15 protein-coding genes are annotated in these 16,145 nt (G+C 61.2%); all 15 read left to right on the top strand.

Going from position 1 to position 16,145, the window contains the following annotated elements; all coding sequences use genetic code 11:
- The first annotated feature begins 25 nt into the window (after positions 1 to 25).
- The 15 genes from fliH to HB376_RS33255 all read left to right on the top strand — a co-directional run bounded on the left by fliH (position 26) and on the right by HB376_RS33255 (position 16,052).
- Positions 26 to 664 carry a flagellar assembly protein FliH gene (gene fliH / locus HB376_RS33325; RefSeq protein WP_255631704.1) on the top strand — a complete coding sequence of 213 codons (639 nt, stop codon included), beginning with the start codon at positions 26 to 28 and terminating at the stop codon, positions 662 to 664.
- On the top strand, positions 658 to 2,208 hold the full coding sequence (gene fliI / locus HB376_RS33320; protein WP_255631702.1) for a flagellar protein export ATPase FliI: 1,551 nt from the start codon (positions 658 to 660) through the stop codon (positions 2,206 to 2,208). Before fliH ends, fliI begins: the two co-directional genes overlap by 7 nt.
- Before the next feature lie 24 nt (positions 2,209 to 2,232).
- On the top strand, positions 2,233 to 2,682 hold the full coding sequence (fliJ, locus tag HB376_RS33315) for a flagellar export protein FliJ (RefSeq protein WP_213767914.1): 450 nt from the start codon (positions 2,233 to 2,235) through the stop codon (positions 2,680 to 2,682).
- Positions 2,683 to 2,727: 45 nt separating this feature from the next.
- The gene (locus HB376_RS33310; protein ID WP_213767913.1) at positions 2,728 to 4,242 is read left to right on the top strand and encodes a flagellar hook-length control protein FliK; all 1,515 of its coding nucleotides are present in this window, start codon (positions 2,728 to 2,730) and stop codon (positions 4,240 to 4,242) included.
- Positions 4,243 to 4,847: 605 nt separating this feature from the next.
- Positions 4,848 to 5,342: a flagellar basal body-associated protein FliL gene (gene fliL / locus HB376_RS33305; RefSeq protein ID WP_213767912.1), complete on the top strand. Its 495-nt coding sequence runs from the start codon at positions 4,848 to 4,850 to the stop codon at positions 5,340 to 5,342.
- Positions 5,343 to 5,481: 139 nt separating this feature from the next.
- Complete coding sequence (fliM, locus tag HB376_RS33300; RefSeq protein WP_213767911.1) at positions 5,482 to 6,480, top strand: flagellar motor switch protein FliM; 999 nt, start codon at positions 5,482 to 5,484, stop codon at positions 6,478 to 6,480.
- Positions 6,473 to 6,910 (top strand): flagellar motor switch protein FliN, encoded by a 438-nt coding sequence (fliN, locus tag HB376_RS33295; RefSeq protein ID WP_213767910.1) that lies wholly within the window; start codon positions 6,473 to 6,475, stop codon positions 6,908 to 6,910. The genes fliM and fliN overlap by 8 nt, the downstream gene beginning before the upstream one ends.
- Positions 6,907 to 7,419, top strand: coding sequence for a flagellar biosynthetic protein FliO (fliO, locus tag HB376_RS33290; RefSeq protein WP_213767909.1), 513 nt, complete (start codon positions 6,907 to 6,909; stop codon positions 7,417 to 7,419). Before fliN ends, fliO begins: the two co-directional genes overlap by 4 nt.
- A complete protein-coding gene (fliP, locus tag HB376_RS33285; protein WP_255631700.1) occupies positions 7,419 to 8,195 on the top strand; it encodes a flagellar type III secretion system pore protein FliP in 777 nt (258 codons plus the stop codon). Before fliO ends, fliP begins: the two co-directional genes overlap by 1 nt.
- 29 nt (positions 8,196 to 8,224) lie before the next feature.
- A complete protein-coding gene (gene fliQ / locus HB376_RS33280) occupies positions 8,225 to 8,494 on the top strand; it encodes a flagellar biosynthesis protein FliQ (protein WP_213767908.1) in 270 nt (89 codons plus the stop codon).
- Positions 8,495 to 8,496: 2 nt separating this feature from the next.
- Positions 8,497 to 9,288 (top strand): flagellar biosynthetic protein FliR, encoded by a 792-nt coding sequence (gene fliR / locus HB376_RS33275; protein WP_213767907.1) that lies wholly within the window; start codon positions 8,497 to 8,499, stop codon positions 9,286 to 9,288.
- A gap of 114 nt (positions 9,289 to 9,402) precedes the next feature.
- On the top strand, positions 9,403 to 10,857 hold the full coding sequence (locus tag HB376_RS33270) for a DUF3375 domain-containing protein (protein ID WP_213767906.1): 1,455 nt from the start codon (positions 9,403 to 9,405) through the stop codon (positions 10,855 to 10,857).
- 2 nt (positions 10,858 to 10,859) lie between these two features.
- Complete coding sequence (locus tag HB376_RS33265; protein ID WP_213767905.1) at positions 10,860 to 11,510, top strand: DUF4194 domain-containing protein; 651 nt, start codon at positions 10,860 to 10,862, stop codon at positions 11,508 to 11,510.
- Positions 11,503 to 14,877 (top strand): ATP-binding protein, encoded by a 3,375-nt coding sequence (locus HB376_RS33260; protein ID WP_213767904.1) that lies wholly within the window; start codon positions 11,503 to 11,505, stop codon positions 14,875 to 14,877. Before HB376_RS33265 ends, HB376_RS33260 begins: the two co-directional genes overlap by 8 nt.
- The gene (locus HB376_RS33255) at positions 14,874 to 16,052 is read left to right on the top strand and encodes a Wadjet anti-phage system protein JetD domain-containing protein (RefSeq protein WP_213767903.1); all 1,179 of its coding nucleotides are present in this window, start codon (positions 14,874 to 14,876) and stop codon (positions 16,050 to 16,052) included. The genes HB376_RS33260 and HB376_RS33255 overlap by 4 nt, the downstream gene beginning before the upstream one ends.
- Positions 16,053 to 16,145: the final 93 nt, after the last annotated feature.

The raw sequence follows: 16,145 nt of genomic DNA, 5'->3' as shown, positions 1-16,145 counted from the left end.
TGCCGATGCGGCCAAGAAGGCTCGCATGTCCGCTTATCAGCGCTGGGAGATGGCGTCGTTCGATCCGGTTCCGGTCGATCGCAGCGCCGCCGATCAGGCCGCGCTGGCACAGCACTTGCGCCGTGTTCGCGATGAAGCGCACGCGCAAGGGTTGGCGTCGGGCCATGTGGCGGGTCAGGCAATGGGCTACAAGGCCGGTTACGACCAGGGTTACGAACAAGGTGTGGAAGAAGGCCGCCGCGACTCGCGTGCGGAAGCCACGCGGCTGGCGCAGATGGCCGATACCTTCAAGATCGCGCTGCAAGCCGCAGACGCGGTAGTCGCCGAGGCGCTGATGGCGCTGGCGCTGGACATCGCGCAACAAGTCGTTTCGCAACATCTGACACTCGATCCGACCGCGGTGCTGGCCGTCGCGCGCTCGGTGATCGCGGCAGAACCGGCATTGGCGGGAGCGCCGTATCTGACAGTGAATCCGGCGGATCTGCCGATTGTCGAAGCGTATTTGCTGGAAGAACTCCAGGCGGCGGGATGGTCGGTCAGGACCGATCCGGATATTGAGCGTGGCGGTTGCCGGGCGCATGCGGCAAGCGGTGAAATCGATGCAACCAATGTCACGCGCTGGGAGCGCGTAGCGGCGGCGCTCGGGAGATCACAACCATGGTGAATTCAACCCATGTCAATGCAAGCGCCACGCGCCGCGTCACGCAGGAAGGGTTGAGCGAGCTCGAACAGGAACTGGCGCGCGCGTCGTTCGGTCCGCTCGCCGCGGACGACGACGCCGAACCGACGATCGAAGAAATCGCGGCCCGGACCATCGTCGATCTCGCCGATATGGCGAACAACCCGCATCTGGATGGCTGGCGCGCGCAACTTGAAGCCAGCAAGGCACGCAGCCAGATATCGAAACCGTTGCGTGCGTGCGGGCGTCTCACGCGTGCAGCCGGCCTGGTTCTGGAAGCCGTGGGATTAAAGCTGGGCGTGGGCTCGGAATGCATGATCGAGTTGCCCGCCGGCAGTTCGATCCCGATGGCCGAGGCCGAAGTCGTTGGTTTCTCCGGCGACAAGCTGTTCCTCATGCCGACCACCGAAGTCTCCGGCCTGTTGCCCGGAGCCCGGGTGTATCCGCTGGAAAGCGCACCAATCAATGATCCGATGGCCGGCGCCAAGCGTCTGCCGGTCGGCTGGGAAATGCTCGGCCGTGTGGTCGACGCGTCGGGCAGGCCACTCGACGGGCTTGGGCCCCTTGGCTCGAAGATCGATGCGCCGCTGACCGCGCCGACCATCAACCCGCTCAATCGCGAGCCTATTCACAAGGTGCTCGATGTCGGCGTGCGCGCGATCAATGCGTTGCTGACCGTGGGACGCGGCCAGCGCATGGGCCTGTTCGCGGGCTCGGGCGTGGGCAAGTCCGTGCTGCTCGGCACCATGGCGCGCTATACGAGCGCCGAAGTGATCGTGATCGGGCTGATTGGTGAACGGGGCCGCGAGGTGAAGGAATTCATCGAACAGATTCTTGGCGAGGATGGGCTGGCGCGCTCGGTCGTGGTGGCGGCGCCCGCCGATGTGTCGCCGATTTTGCGGATGCAGGGCGCGACCTACGCGACCTCTCTGGCCGAATATTTTCGGGATCAGGGCAAACACGTACTGCTGCTGATGGATTCGCTCACACGCTATGCCATGGCGCAGCGCGAGATTGCGCTCGCGATCGGCGAACCGCCCGCCACCAAAGGATATCCGCCCTCCGTGTTCGCCAAACTGCCGGCGCTGGTTGAACGGACCGGGAACGGCCGGGAGGGTGCGGGATCGATTACCGCTTTTTATACGGTCTTGACGGAAGGGGACGATCAGCAAGATCCTATCGCCGATTCAGCGCGCGCCATTCTCGACGGCCATATTGTGTTGTCGCGTTCGTTGGCCGAAGCGGGGCATTACCCGGCCATCGACATTGAAGCGTCCATCAGCCGGGCGATGACGGCGCTGATCGACGACAAGCATCTCGACCGGGTGCGTTTATTCAAGCAGATGTTGTCGCGCTACCAGCGCAATCGCGATTTGATCAATGTAGGCGCGTATTCCACGGGGCGGGATGCGTTACTCGATCGGGCGATTGCGCTGTACCCGCGCATCGAAGCATTTTTGCAGCAGGGATTTCGTGAGCAGGCCATGTTTGAACCGAGCCTGGCCCAACTCGATGCATTGTTCGAATAAAGACAATTTAGGAATCTGACGTCCATGTCCAAGCATCTGCCGATCAAGACCTTGATCAACCTCGCGGAAGAAGAACTGGAGGCCGCCACGAAAAAGCTTGGCAAGCTCCAGCAAGAGCGTGACGAGGTGGAGACGCAGTTGAACTCGCTGATCACGTATCGCGACGAGTATCACGCGCGTTTTACGGCATCGGCGCAGGAAGGCACGACCGCGCAGACGCTGCGCAATTTCCAGGCATTCGTCGATACCCTCGATTCCGCCATCGGCCAGCAGCGCATCTTGCTCGTGGGCGCGAACCAGCGGCTGGAAGCGGCCAAGCCGGAATGGCAGCAGCGCAAGCAGAAGCTGGGTTCATACGAAGTGCTGGCTGCGCGCGGCGAAGCCGTGAAGGTCAAGCAGGAAGCACGGATTGAACAACGTGATTCCGATGAGCACGCCTCCAAGATGTTGCGGATGCGCGCCGAAAAGGCATGAAGTTTTTAGCGATTTTTATCGTGTACAAGATACAAGAGGCCATGTATGTCGACCGTTAATTCTGCCAGCACGATGCTTAGCTTGAGCGCTGCCCAATCGCGGAATGCGGCGGCAACGTCGGCAAGCGATAGTGCGGCGGCATCGTTTGTTTCGACGCTGCACAACATAACCACCAAGGCAAACGAGGAAGCGGTGGCCCAGGCGCGAGTGCAAGCACAAGCGCAGGCGGCGAAAGCTGCGGCGGCGGCATCGGCGGCGCGTGGCAGTGTTCACGACGCACCCAAGCCCGACGACGCTTCAACTGCGCAGGCTAAGGCGGCGGCGGAGCAGGCCGACAGCGCGGACCAGGCGGCGGGGGCGAGTTCTACGGCTTCATCGGCGTCATCAGCTTCATCCGCGGCCGATCAAGCGCAGGCTGCGACTGCATCTACGACGGCGGCTGACGCGAGCGCTGCGGACGAGGCGGCTCAGACGGATGCGGCGACGGCACGGCCCGAAGCCACAGCGACGGCAGCGGCCGCGACTGCGGCGGCGACCGCAGCGGCCATGTTGAGGGCACGGGGTGGTGCGGCCGCCGATCCTGCGACGGCTGCGACTGATCCGGCGACTGCCGCGACGGATGCGGACGCAACGGACGCGACCTCTTCCACGCAGTCGAAGGACAAGTTGAGCGACGCGCAGGCTGCAGATGCGCTTCACGCCGGGCTCTTGCAGATGGCGAATACGCAGGGTGCTGCGACGCCATCGCCCGATGCGGCAGTAGCGGCAGCCGCAGCCGTGGCGAATGGAGCGAATGCGGCCAACGGTGCGAATGTGGCCGTGGGTGGCAAGGGTGGTGGTTCGAGGGCATCGAACCGGGCGATATCGATGACGTCGTCGGCGGGTGATGGGGGGAGCCGTTCATCGACGACGCAGCAAGCTGGCGCGACCTCGGCGGCGCAACAAGCCGATGCGCCGGCTCAGGCTTCCGCGACACCGGCTGATGACGGCAGTGCTGCTTACAAAGCTACTGCTGAGACTGCTGCGCATTCGGCTTCGATGCAGGCGTCCGCGACGACGGGAAGCGCGCCGGCCCAGAGTGCGGCGACGGCTGCGGGCAGTGCGGCGATTGCGCCGCATGTTGGGTCGAGTGGATGGGATGAGGCGTTTAGCCAGAAGGTGGTGTTTCTGTCGAACGGTCATCAGCAGAGTGCTGAATTGACGTTGAACCCGAAGGACCTGGGGCCGTTGCAGGTGGTCTTGCAGGTCACGGACAACCATGCGCACGCGTTGTTTGTGTCGACGCACGCGCAGGTTCGGGCGGCGGTCGAAGCGGCATTACCGACTTTGCGTGAAGCGATGCAAGGCAGCGGGATATCGCTTGGCAGTACGAGCGTGAGTGATGGTTTTGCGGGTCAGCAATCGGGTCAGCAGGGAGATGGAGCGTCATCGAATGGGGGGCGAGGCGGCCGCGGCTCGGGCGAAATTGGCGGTGTTGATAGCGGGGGGAGCGTGGATGTGCTGAGCACGATCAGCATGCCGGTGCGCAGGCAAGTTGGGTTGGTGGATACGTTTGCTTGACGCGGGGGCGAGCGCAATGCTTGCCGCGCGAGCTATAAGCGGGGCGTTTTCCGGTCAAACCGAGACTTGCCGACTTTAGCGCGGTGATGGTCTGAAGAACCGTAAAGGTCATTGAGCGCTGGTGCTTGCCCGAGAGCGTTGGGGGCGAAGCGTGTTCGTGTCAGGATTCGCGAGAAGGAGGGTTTCAACCATCCGTCGCTCTGGCGAGCACCGTGCTTTTGGGGCACCCATGAATCAAAACTGCACGCTGTGGACACTTAGGGTAGCGTGGTTAAAAGCGCTTTCTTTGCTTCGTTTCTTTGTCGCTTTGGACAAAGAAATGACGTGCCGCCACGCACAGTGGCTAATAGTGATAAAGAGAAAATCCGACTCTCGCAGACCACCACGGCCGAAAGCAGCAACCCAGCATAGACCCCGACCGCTAACCCCAAAACCTGGCAACCCGGCATACCCCCCGCCTCCACCCCCAAGCAACACCCAAAAACCGCCCCCCAGTGCCAACACCCCCCAAACTCACGAGTTAGCCCTAATAACCCCTTCTGTTCGACCCATCGCAAAACCTCACTTTCGCCAACAATTCAGGCTACAGAAAGAGGTTCGCAACCATGGCAAGCACCACCGCAACTCAACAACCCATAGTCACCGTGAAGAGCGGCAAGATGAAGCGCATCTTGCTGATCGCGGCGGGTCTTATCGTTTTGCTGGGCGCCGGCGGTGCCGGTGTGTATTACTACCTCCTGCACAAGCCCGATTTGGGCGCATTAACAAAGGCGTCGCTCTCCGCGCCCCCGGTGTTTTTCCCGCTGGAGTCGATGACCGTCAACCTCCAGTCCGACGACACCATGCATTACTTGCGCATCGGCTTGACGTTGAAACTGCCGGACCAGAAGGCACAAGCAGCACTGGGCGAACGCATGCCGGAAGTACGCAGCCACATTCTGATGTTGTTATCGGCGAAACGGCCGGAGGATCTGGCGGGCATCGACGGCAAGCGTGAGCTCGCGAAAGAGTTGCTGGAGACGGTCCAGAAGACCGGCGGCACGCCTGACAGTCCGGCGCGTGTCCAGGAAGTGTTGTTCACGGAATTCGTCGTTCAATAATCCGCGCGGCAACCCTCGCCTTCAGCCGCTTTCGCAAAAGCCAACGCAGAAGCAAACGCAGAAGCAAACGTTCAAGCCAACTGCAAGAAGCGCGACCGCCAAACATCAAGCAACCGCGCACAGGAACCAAGGAACACTCATGGGCCACGAAGAGTTCATGTCGCAGGAGGAGGTGGACGCCCTGCTCAAGGGCGTCACCGGGGAAGTCGACGCAGTCGCCGACGAAACACGCTTCCACGGCGTGCGCCCCTACAACCTCGCGACGCAGGAACGCATCGTCCGGGGCCGGATGCCGGGCCTGGAAATCATCAACGACCGCTTCGCGCGCCTCTTGCGCGTGGGCATCTTCAACTTCATGCGGCGCTCGGCGGAAATCTCGGTCGGTCCGGTGAAGGTGCAAAAGTACAGCGAATTCACCCGCAACCTGCCGATCCCGACGAACCTGAACCTCGTCCACATCAAGCCGTTGCGCGGCACGTCGCTGTTCGTGTTCGATCCGAACCTGGTGTTCTTCGTCGTCGATAACCTCTTCGGCGGCGACGGCCGTTTCCACACGCGCGTGGAAGGCCGCGAGTTCACGCAGACCGAGCAACGCATCATCAGCAAGCTGCTGAACCTCGTGTTCGAACACTACGCGGCATCGTGGAAAAGCGTGCGTTCGCTTAACCTCGAATACGTTCGCTCGGAAATGCACACGCAATTCGCGAACGTGGCCACGCCGAACGAGATCGTGATCGTCACGCAGTTCTCCATCGAATTTGGTACGACCGGCGGCACGCTGCACATCTGCATGCCGTATTCGATGATCGAACCCATTCGCGACATCCTCTCCTCGCCCATTCAAGGCGAAGCGCTCGAAGTCGATCGCCGCTGGATCCGCGTGCTGTCGCAGCAAGTGCAGGCGGCCGAAGTGGAACTCACGGTGGATCTGGCGGAGATCGGCACGACCTTCGAAAAGATTCTCAACATGCGAGCGGGCGATGTCCTGCCGATCAACGTGCCCGAAGTCGTCACGGCAAAAGTGGACGGCGTGCCGGTGATGGAATGCGGCTACGGAATTTTCAATGGTCAATACGCGTTGCGCGTCCAGAAGATGATCAGCGCAAGCGACACGATGAAGGAAGGTGGATATGAGTGACGTAACTGAACCAGGCACGCTGCCGTCCGATCCGCTCAAGGGCGAGGACTTTGGCATGGACGACTGGGCGAGCGCGCTGGCTGAGCAGAACGGCAATGAAACGCCGGCGGCGGCTTCATCGGCGGGATTGTTCCAGCCTTTGTCGAAAGTCGAAGCGCCCTCGACGCGCAATGACATCGACATGATTCTCGACATCCCCGTGCAGATGACGGTGGAACTCGGGCGTACCAAGATTGCGATCCGCAACCTGCTGCAACTGGCGCAGGGTTCGGTGGTGGAACTCGACGGCCTGGCGGGCGAACCGATGGACGTGCTGGTCAACGGCTGCCTGATCGCGCAGGGCGAAGTCGTGGTGGTCAACGACAAGTTCGGTATCCGTCTCACCGACATCATCACGCCGTCCGAACGCATCAGGAAGTTGAATCGATGAAACGCTTCGCCGTCGCTTTCACGACGCTCGCCACGGCATTCGCAGCTCACGCCGCCGACATGAACGCCGTCAATCACGCGGCGCAGATTGCATCGGGCGTTGGCGCGGGCACGGCCGTGCCGTCGCTTGGCGTGGGCGCGGTGCTGCAGACGCTGCTCGGACTGGCGATCGTGATTGCGTTCGTGTTCGGCTGCGCGTGGCTTGCGCGCAAGTTCGGCGTGGCAGGCACCAAGCGCACGGGGCTGGTGAAGGTGATTGGCGGGGCGTCGCTTGGCAATAAGGAGCGCGTCTCGGTGGTGGAGATCGGCGACACATGGCTCGTGCTTGGCGCGGCGCCCGGCAATGTGCGGCTGCTGCACACCATGCCGGCGGGATCGGTGGAACTCAAACCCGACGGCCTCCCCACCGAGGGCCAGGCGCTGCAAGGCAGTTTCGGTCAACGTTTTCGCGATGCCCTTGCCGGTGAAGCGACCAAACGTCTGCAAAAATTCGCAGGCGGGAGCAAGTAATGCAGGTTCGTTTTTTTGCACGCTGCGTGAGACTGGCGAAACTGTTGCTACCCGTCGTCATGCTGGCCCTCCCCTACACCGCTTTCGCCCAAAGCACGGCAGGACTTCCCGCGTTCAACACCAGCCCTGGCCCGAACGGCGGCACGACGTATTCGCTCAGCGTCCAGACGATGCTGCTGCTCACGATGCTGTCGTTCCTGCCGGCCATGCTGCTGATGATGACGGGCTTCACGCGCATCATCATTGTGTTGTCGCTGTTGCGGCAGGCGCTGGGCACGACCAGCACGCCGCCTAATCAAGTGCTCGTCGGACTCGCGCTGTTTCTCACGCTGTTCGTGATGTCGCCGGTCCTCGACAAGGCTTATGTCGACGCGTACAAGCCGTTCTCCGACGGCACCATCACGATGGATCAGGCCATGACGCGCGGCGTTGCGCCGTTCAAGCAATTCATGCTGCGCCAGACCCGCGAGGCCGATCTCGCGCTGTTCGCAAGGATCGCCAAGGCGCCGCCGATGAACGGTCCCGAAGACGTGCCGCTCTCGCTGCTGGTGCCGTCGTTTGTGACGAGTGAGCTTAAAACCGGCTTCCAGATCGGCTTCACCATCTTCATTCCGTTCCTGATCATCGACATGGTGGTGGCGAGCGTGCTGATGTCGATGGGGATGATGATGGTGTCGCCCACCACTATCTCGTTGCCGTTCAAGCTGATGTTGTTCGTGCTGGTGGACGGCTGGCAGTTGCTGATCGGCTCGCTCGCGCAGAGCTTCGTATCCTAAAGTCAGAGAAAGAGAACGAGACTCACACGATGACCCCAGAATCCGTCATGTCGATCGCGCACCAGGCCATGTACGTGGCGCTGCTGCTCTCGGCTCCGCTGTTACTGGTCGCACTGGTGGTCGGCCTGGTCGTGAGCCTGTTCCAGGCCGCCACGCAGATCAACGAAAGCACGCTCTCGTTCATTCCGAAATTGCTCGCCGTGGCGCTTACGCTCGTGATCGCCGGACCGTGGATGATGGAAATGCTGCTCGACTACATGCGCCACGTTTTCACCATCACGCCCGCCATCACCGGCTAGCCATGTTCTCCGTCACTTACGCGCAGCTCAATATCTGGCTGACGTCGTTCCTCTGGCCGTTCACGCGGATTCTCGCGTTGATCGCGACCGCGCCGATGCTCAGCCACCAGGCCATTCCGATTCGCGTCAAGGTGGCGCTCGCGGGATTCCTGGCGCTGATCGTGGCGCCGACTATTGGCGCAGTGCCGCAAGTGACGGTGTTTTCCGCCGATGGCGTGCTCATCCTGATCAATCAGTTCATGATCGGCGCGGCGCTCGGCATGACGATGCAGATTGCTTTCGCTACCATCGATGCCGCCGGCGAGTTCATCGGCATGCAAATGGGCCTGAGTTTTGCGATGCTTTACGACCCGCGTGCCGGCGGGAATTCGGTGGTGATATCGAGTTATCTGAACACCATCGCCATGCTCGCGTTCCTTGTGTTCGACGGCCATCTGCAAATGATCAGCGCCCTTGTGCAGACATTCCAGAGCGTGCCGGTGAGCGCGAATGTGCTGGGCTCTGCGGTGCATGCTCGTGGCTGGCAGACGCTTGCGACCTATGGCGTGAGCGTGTTTTCCACGGGCTTGCTGCTCTCATTGCCGGTGGTCGCCGCGTTGCTGATTACCAACCTGGCGCTGGGCATCCTGAATCGCGCGGCGCCGCAGATCGGGATTTTCCAGGTGGGTTTTCCGGTCACCATGCTGGTCGGATTCCTGCTGCTCCAGTTGATGATCCCCAACATGATCCCGTTCTTTCAGCGCATCTTCGATAGCGGTATCGACCAGATGGGGCGCGTGGCGGCCGCGCTTTAGATTCTCGTCGGCACGTAACAAATCAACCTCACGCGCTTGGCTGTTCCGCCGCGCGGCTATCATTCAGTTATTTCCCCTCCCATTTCCGTTGGCCGGCGGTCACGCGCTTCGCCCATGAACCTCGACTATTTCACCCTCGACCAGTTGCGCCAGAATCATCCGGCGTGGCGCCTCCTGCGATCCGATCACGCCCCCCTTGTAGCAAGCTTCCTGCAACGGACCTTCATCGCGCCCAACGTGCGGGTCATGTCGCAAGCCGATCTTGCCGAGGCGCTGGAGGACGAACTGTTCGGCCTGCGCGAACAATTGGGATCCGCGGCCTTCCCGAAAACGGCGCAGAGTTATCTGGACGACTGGGCCGCCAACGACAAAGGCTGGCTGCGCAAGTTCTATCCTCAAGGTTCGGACGAACCTCACTTCGATCTCACCCCCGCCACCGAGAAAGCCATCGCGTGGCTGGGGACGCTGGTGGAACGCAGCTTTGTCGGCACCGAGTCCCGGCTGCTCACCCTGTTCGAATTGCTCAAGCAAATGAGCCAAGGAAGTGAAAGCGACCCGCAGGCCCGGATCACGGGGTTGCAGAAACGGCGCGACGACATCGACGCGGAAATCGCCCGAGCGCTGACAGGCGATATCGCACTCCTCGATGCCACCGAGCTGAAAGACCGGTTCCAGCAGTTCATCGCGTTAGCGCGGGAACTCCTGACCGATTTTCGCGAGGTAGAGCAGAATTTCCGTGGCCTGGACCGGCGCGTGCGCGAGCGCATTGCGTTATGGGACGGCGCCAAAGGTGCGCTGCTGGAGGAGATCCTTGGCGAGCGCGACGCCATTTCCGACTCCGATCAGGGGCGAAGTTTTCGCGCCTTTTGGGATTTCCTGATGTCGAGCAGCCGGCAGGAAGAGTTGTCGATGCTGCTCGAACGCGTGTTGGCGTTGCCGCCCGTCGCAGAACTCAAACCCGATGGCCGCACGCGCCGGGTGCATTACGACTGGCTGGAAGCCGGTGAGCATACGCAGCGAACCGTGGCCACGCTTTCGCAGCAGTTGCGACGGTTTCTCGACGATCAGGCGTGGCTGGAAAATCGCCGCATCATGGACATCCTGCGCGGCGTGGAGATGCATGCGCTGGCTGTGCGAGAGCAGCCGCCACCCGGTCAGATAATGACTATCGCCGACACGGCGGCCGACATTGAGCTGCCTATGGAAAGGCCGCTGCACGTCCCGTCTTTCAAACCGCGCCTCGCCGATATCGCACTGGAAGCCGGTGACGCCAACGTGGACGCTGGCGCGCTCTATTCGCAGGTCGTGATCGACCGCGAAAAGCTTGCGCGGCACATCCGTCATGTCCTGCAGGATCGCGCTCAAGTGACGTTGCGTGAGCTATGCGACACGCAACCGCTTGAACACGGTTTGGCGGAACTGGTGGCCTACCTGCAACTCGGCAGCGACTCTTTCACGACGGTGGTGGATGAAAAAGCGGTCGATATCGTGACTTGGCAAGGCAAGGCGCCAAGCGGCGAGCAACACACGCGGCAGGCCAGCTTTCCGCGCGTCATTTTTGTGAGGTAAGCATGCCGGATCAAGATTCAGACGTAGCTACAACCTCCACAGCCGGTCTCTCCAGCGTGGTTATTCCGCTGCTCAAAGGCGTCTGCTACCGGGACAGCGACCCCGCTCTCTGGCAAGCGTTGCTCGAACTGCAAGCCCGCGTGCGCGACTATGTTTCGGTACTGGGCCTCACGCTGGTGCTGGACGAAGCGGAGGGGTACGCCTTTTTACGCGCGCGTCCGGAGGAAGACGGGGCAGATGACGAACCCAAACTGCCGCGTCTCGTCGCACGGCGGCCGTTGTCGTTCCCGGTCAGCTTGCTGCTTGCGTTGCTCAGAAAGAAGCTCGCCGAATCTGACGCGGGCGGTGCGGATACTCGCCTCATCCTCACGCGCGAACAGATCACCGAACTGATGCGGGTATTTCTGCCCGCCGGCAGCAACGATGCAAAAGTGGTCGATCAGATCGAGACGCATGTCAACAGAATCGTCGAACTGGGATTCTTGCGACGGCTCAAACCTGGGGCAGGTAAACAGGAAGGTCCGGCCGCGTTCGAGGTGCAGCGCATCCTGAAAGCGTTCGTGGACGCTCAGTGGCTCGCTGATTTCGATGCAAGGCTCGCGGCCTACCGCGCTCAACTCGATGGTTCAGCGGAGGCAGACGCCCATGACTGACATGCAACTGCCAGGTCTCGACTTCGTGGCCGACGACGCGCTGTCGGGTTTCCGCCTTCAGCGCCTGGAGGTCTACAACTGGGGCACATTCGACGCCCGCGTATGGGTGCTGAATCCGCACGGCGAGAACGCGCTGCTGACGGGCGATATCGGCTCGGGCAAATCGACGCTGGTCGACGCGGTCACCACGCTGCTCGTTCCGGCGCATCGCATTGCCTACAACAAGGCGGCCGGCGCGGACAACAAGGAAAGATCGCTTCGTTCGTACGTGCTCGGCCACTACAAATCAGAACGCAACGAGGTGAGCGGCAACGCCAAGCCTGTCGCGCTGCGGGATCACAACAACTACTCCGTCATCCTGGGCACCTTTCATAACGCCGGTTATGACCAGACCATCACGCTCGCCCAGGTCTTCTGGATGAAGGAGCCGCACGGCCAGCCCGCAAGGCTTTTCGTCGGCGCCGAGCGCGCATTGTCGATAGCCGCGGACTTCGCGAACTTCGGCACGGATATCCCGGCATTGCGCAAGAAGCTGCGCGGCCTCGGAGCAGAAGTATTCGATAGTTTCCCCCCGTACGGCGCGTGGTTCCGCCGTCGCTTCGGGATTGAAAACGAACAGGCGCTGGAACTGTTTCACCAGACCGTATCGATGAAGTCCGTGGGCAATCTCACCGACTTCGTGCGCAGCCATATGCTCGAGCCCTTCGAGGTCGCGCCGCGCATTGCCGCCTTGATTGCCCATTTCGACGACCTGAATCGCGCGCACGAAGCGGTGCTCAAGGCCAAGCGGCAAATGGACCGTCTCACGCCACTCACCGACGACTGCGACCGATACGCCAAGCTATTGCTCCAGGTGGAAGGACTGCGCGCATGCCGTGAAGCGCTTCGCTACTACGCCACAGGCCTGAAACTTGGCTTGCTTGACAAACGCATCGCGGGATTGACGGCGGACTGGGAAAGGCAAGACGGCCAGATCAGGCGGCTCGAAGCCTTGCGTGACGATCAGCGCGTGGAAGAAAGCGAACTCAAGCGCAACATCGCCGAGAACGGCGGTGACCGCCTGGAGCGGCTTGACGCCGAAATACGCAAGAAGGACCTCGATTGCGACACCCGCAAACGCAAGGCGCAGCATCATGCCGAGCTGGTGCGTGCCGTCGGCGAGCATCCGGCGGAAGACGAAGCCGCGTTCCAGGCGTTGCGCCAACGCCTGTCCGCCCTGTCCGAGTCCGCTCAGGAAGCAGACGTTCGCTATCAGAACGATCTGACCGAGCACGGCGTCAGCCTGCTTCAGGGGAAACAGCAGCACGACGCGTTGTCGGCGGAAATCGACAGCCTGAAAAGCCGTCGAAGCAACATTCCCGCGGAACAAGTCGCCATGCGCGTGGCATTGTGCGAGGCGCTCGATCTGCCTGAGGCGTCACTCTCGTTTGCCGGCGAACTGCTCCAGGTCCGCGAAGACGAGCGCGATTGGGAAGGCGCGGCCGAGCGGCTGTTGCGCAGCTTCGGCCTGTCATTGCTGGTCCCTGACACGCATTACGCGGCGGTCGTGGAATGGGTCGACAAAACCCACCTCCGGGGACGGCTCGTGTTCTTCCGGATCCGGTCGGGCGTTCGTGGCGAACTGCCCGCGCTGCAGGCCGATTCCCTCGCCCGGAAGCTTGCGATCAAGCCGGATTCGCCCTTCTACGACTGGCTCGAACGCGAGGTCGCACACCGCTTCAACGTGGTTTGCTGCAGCACCCAGGAACAGTTCCGCCGTGAAACGCGGGCAATCACGCGTGCAGGCCAGATCAAGGCGCCGGGTGAACGCCATGAGAAGGACGACCGTCATCGCCTGGATGATCGCAGCCGATATGTACTGGGATGGACCAACGAAGCCAAGATCGCGGCCCTTGAAGCCAAAGCCCGGCAGTTGGCCGCTCAACTGAGCGAACTGGGCAGTCTTGTCGCCAAGATCCTGGCCGATCAGAAAGCTTGCAAGCATCGGTTGACGGTACTTTCGAAGCTGGAGGAGCATGCCGAGTTCCGTGAACTCGACTGGAATTCACTCGCGGTTGAGGTAGCTCAATTACGCGATGAAAAGCGGCTGCTCGAGTCGGCGTCGGACATGCTCGCGCAACTGACCGCGCGGTTGAGTGAAGTCAGCGCGGCGCTGAAGAGCACGGAAAGCCAGCTCGACGAGCACAAGGACGCGCGTTCCCGAACCGGCGAAAAGCAAAGCATCGCGGAAGAATTGCGCACGCAGACCCGCGCCATTCTCGATGACCCCGGCTACGAAAGCTACACGGCTTATTTCGGGCAACTGGAATCGACCTGGCACGAAGTGCTGGGCAAACATCAGCTCACGGTGGAATCCTGCGACAACCGCGAAAGCGATCTGCGCGGATTTCTTCAGACCACTATCGACGCCGAAGACAAGAAAGTCTCACGCCAGCGCGACAAGATCGTCCAGGCAATGAGCGCCTATAACCTCGCTTTCCCGCTGGAAACGCAGGAAGTGGACGTTGCCATTGAATCGGCGGGTGAATACCGGATGATGCTGGACAAGCTGAAGGGCGATGATTTGCCCCGGTTTGAAAATCGCTTCAAGGACTTGCTGAACGAAAACACGATTCGGGAAGTGGCCAACTTCCAGTCGCAACTGGCGCGAGAGCGAGAGACGATCAAGGAGCGCATCACGCGCATCAACGAGTCGCTCACGCAGATTGACTACAACACGGGGCGCTACATCGTGCTCGAAGCGTTGTCGACGCCCGACGCGGATATTCGCGACTTCCAAAGCGAGTTACGTTCTTGCACCGAAGGCACGCTGACGGGTTCCGACGACGCCCAATATTCGGAGGCCAAGTTTCTACAGGTCAAACAGATCATTGAACGCTTTCGGGGACGCGAGGGTTTGGGTGAACCGGATCGCCGCTGGACCACCAAGGTCACCGACGTACGAAACTGGTTCGTATTCGCCGCCAGTGAGCGTTGGCGTGAGGACGATACGGAACACGAGCATTACTCGGATTCCGGCGGCAAGTCGGGCGGTCAGAAGGAGAAGCTCGCCTATACCATTCTCGCGGCCAGCCTCGCTTACCAGTTTGGCCTTGAATGGGGCGCGGTGCGTTCCCGCTCGTTTCGCTTCGTGGTGATCGACGAAGCGTTCGGCCGTGGTTCCGACGAGTCCGCGCAATACGGCCTGCGCCTTTTTGCGCAGCTCAATCTGCAACTGCTGATCGTCACGCCCTTGCAGAAAATCCACATCATCGAGCCCTTCGTCGCGAGCGTGGGTTTCGTCGATAACAAGGAAGGGCGGGAATCGAGATTGCGCAATCTGTCGATCGAAGAGTATCGCGAGGAAAAAGCAAGGAAGGGCCAATGAGCTGGACCACGCCAGCCGATCTGCGCAAACAGGTCATGCGGCTTTGGGAGAGGGGAGAATTGCTCGGCAGCCTGGCCAGGGGCGAGTCGCTTTTTCCCAGGCGACTCATGCTCAAGGGTCCTTCATCCGCCGAGATTGCCGATCGATTCGAGGAGATCCGGCAATGGATCATCGAGCTTCGGGCGATGACCCACTGCCGCGTCGAAATGAGGGAGTTCAGGCATCGGGTATTCGGCGCCAATGCTTTGCCGGACGCCGTATGGCTCGATTCGCTCGAGTACGCGGTGGCCTTTATCGGCAAGCAACGGGAAACGGCCCGCTTCGCAGCGTTGCTGGAAACGACGCGCACGCGGGAAGCGCGTTTGCTGCCGTGGCTTGCCGAGCGGCCGCTGCGCGCGCTCGAGCTTGCCGATGTGTGGAGCAAACTGCTGGATATCTGTGAGTGGTTCCAGGCTCATCCGCGTCCCGATGTCTATCTCCGGCAGGTAGATATCCCCGATATCCACACCAAGTTCATCGAGGGTCATCGCGGCGTGCTGGCGGAGTTGCTCGATCGTGTCTTGAGCCCGGAGGCGGTCGACCCGTCGCGCTCCGGCGTGAATCAGTTCGCCAGCCGTTTTGGCTTGCGCGAAAAGCCGTTGCGCATCCGCTTTCGCGTGCTCGACGCGGACAAGGCCCTGTTCCGGACGACGCACGCCACGCAAGACATTACGCTCGATGCCGCGAGCTTTATCGAACTCAACCCTGATGTTGGCCGGATTTTTATCACCGAAAACGAAATCAACTTCCTGGCCTTTCCGCCAGTCAAGGACGGCATGGTCATCTTCGGTGCGGGATATGGCTTCGAGATGCTGGCCAACGCGCAATGGCTTACACGTCGCCAGATTTATTATTGGGGCGATATCGACACCCACGGCTTCGCGATCCTCGATCAACTGCGCAGCCGGTTCGATCATGCGGAGTCGTTTCTGATGGACCGCAAAACGTTGCTGGCATTTGCGTCGCAATGGGATCGGGAGGAACAGCAAACGCTGCGCGATCTGCCGAGACTCAACGAGCAAGAGCAGGCCCTGTTCAACGACTTGCGCGATAACCGGCTGCGTAAAAACCTGCGTCTTGAACAGGAGAGGATTGGCTTCGGGTGGGTCGAGGCAGCATTGGCTGCGCTGGCGTAGCCCGAGATGTTCGCGCGGCGTTGTGGCGTTGATGCGTTGCGGCATGGATTTGGATTCGGCCTGCGATCGCGGACGGACGGGACAACGGGAACG

Source organism: Caballeronia sp. dw_19, assembly GCF_018449515.1.
Classification (GTDB): Bacteria; Pseudomonadota; Gammaproteobacteria; order Burkholderiales; family Burkholderiaceae; genus Caballeronia.
The sequence above is the reverse complement of the archived record's forward strand: the minus strand, read 5'-3'. Positions and strand labels throughout refer to the sequence as shown.

Coding starts and splice junctions, on each gene's coding strand:
- HB376_RS33270 (WP_213767906.1), top strand. CDS start 9,403: ATGAACCTCGACTATTTCACCCTCGACCAGTTGCGCCAGAATCATCCG.
- HB376_RS33260 (WP_213767904.1), top strand. CDS start 11,503: ATGACTGACATGCAACTGCCAGGTCTCGACTTCGTGGCCGACGACGCG.
- fliL (WP_213767912.1), top strand. CDS start 4,848: ATGGCAAGCACCACCGCAACTCAACAACCCATAGTCACCGTGAAGAGC.
- fliQ (WP_213767908.1), top strand. CDS start 8,225: ATGACCCCAGAATCCGTCATGTCGATCGCGCACCAGGCCATGTACGTG.
- fliI (WP_255631702.1), top strand. CDS start 658: ATGGTGAATTCAACCCATGTCAATGCAAGCGCCACGCGCCGCGTCACG.
- fliR (WP_213767907.1), top strand. CDS start 8,497: ATGTTCTCCGTCACTTACGCGCAGCTCAATATCTGGCTGACGTCGTTC.
- HB376_RS33265 (WP_213767905.1), top strand. CDS start 10,860: ATGCCGGATCAAGATTCAGACGTAGCTACAACCTCCACAGCCGGTCTC.
- fliM (WP_213767911.1), top strand. CDS start 5,482: ATGGGCCACGAAGAGTTCATGTCGCAGGAGGAGGTGGACGCCCTGCTC.
- fliJ (WP_213767914.1), top strand. CDS start 2,233: ATGTCCAAGCATCTGCCGATCAAGACCTTGATCAACCTCGCGGAAGAA.
- fliO (WP_213767909.1), top strand. CDS start 6,907: ATGAAACGCTTCGCCGTCGCTTTCACGACGCTCGCCACGGCATTCGCA.
- HB376_RS33255 (WP_213767903.1), top strand. CDS start 14,874: ATGAGCTGGACCACGCCAGCCGATCTGCGCAAACAGGTCATGCGGCTT.
- HB376_RS33310 (WP_213767913.1), top strand. CDS start 2,728: ATGTCGACCGTTAATTCTGCCAGCACGATGCTTAGCTTGAGCGCTGCC.
- fliH (WP_255631704.1), top strand. CDS start 26: ATGTCCGCTTATCAGCGCTGGGAGATGGCGTCGTTCGATCCGGTTCCG.
- fliP (WP_255631700.1), top strand. CDS start 7,419: ATGCAGGTTCGTTTTTTTGCACGCTGCGTGAGACTGGCGAAACTGTTG.
- fliN (WP_213767910.1), top strand. CDS start 6,473: ATGAGTGACGTAACTGAACCAGGCACGCTGCCGTCCGATCCGCTCAAG.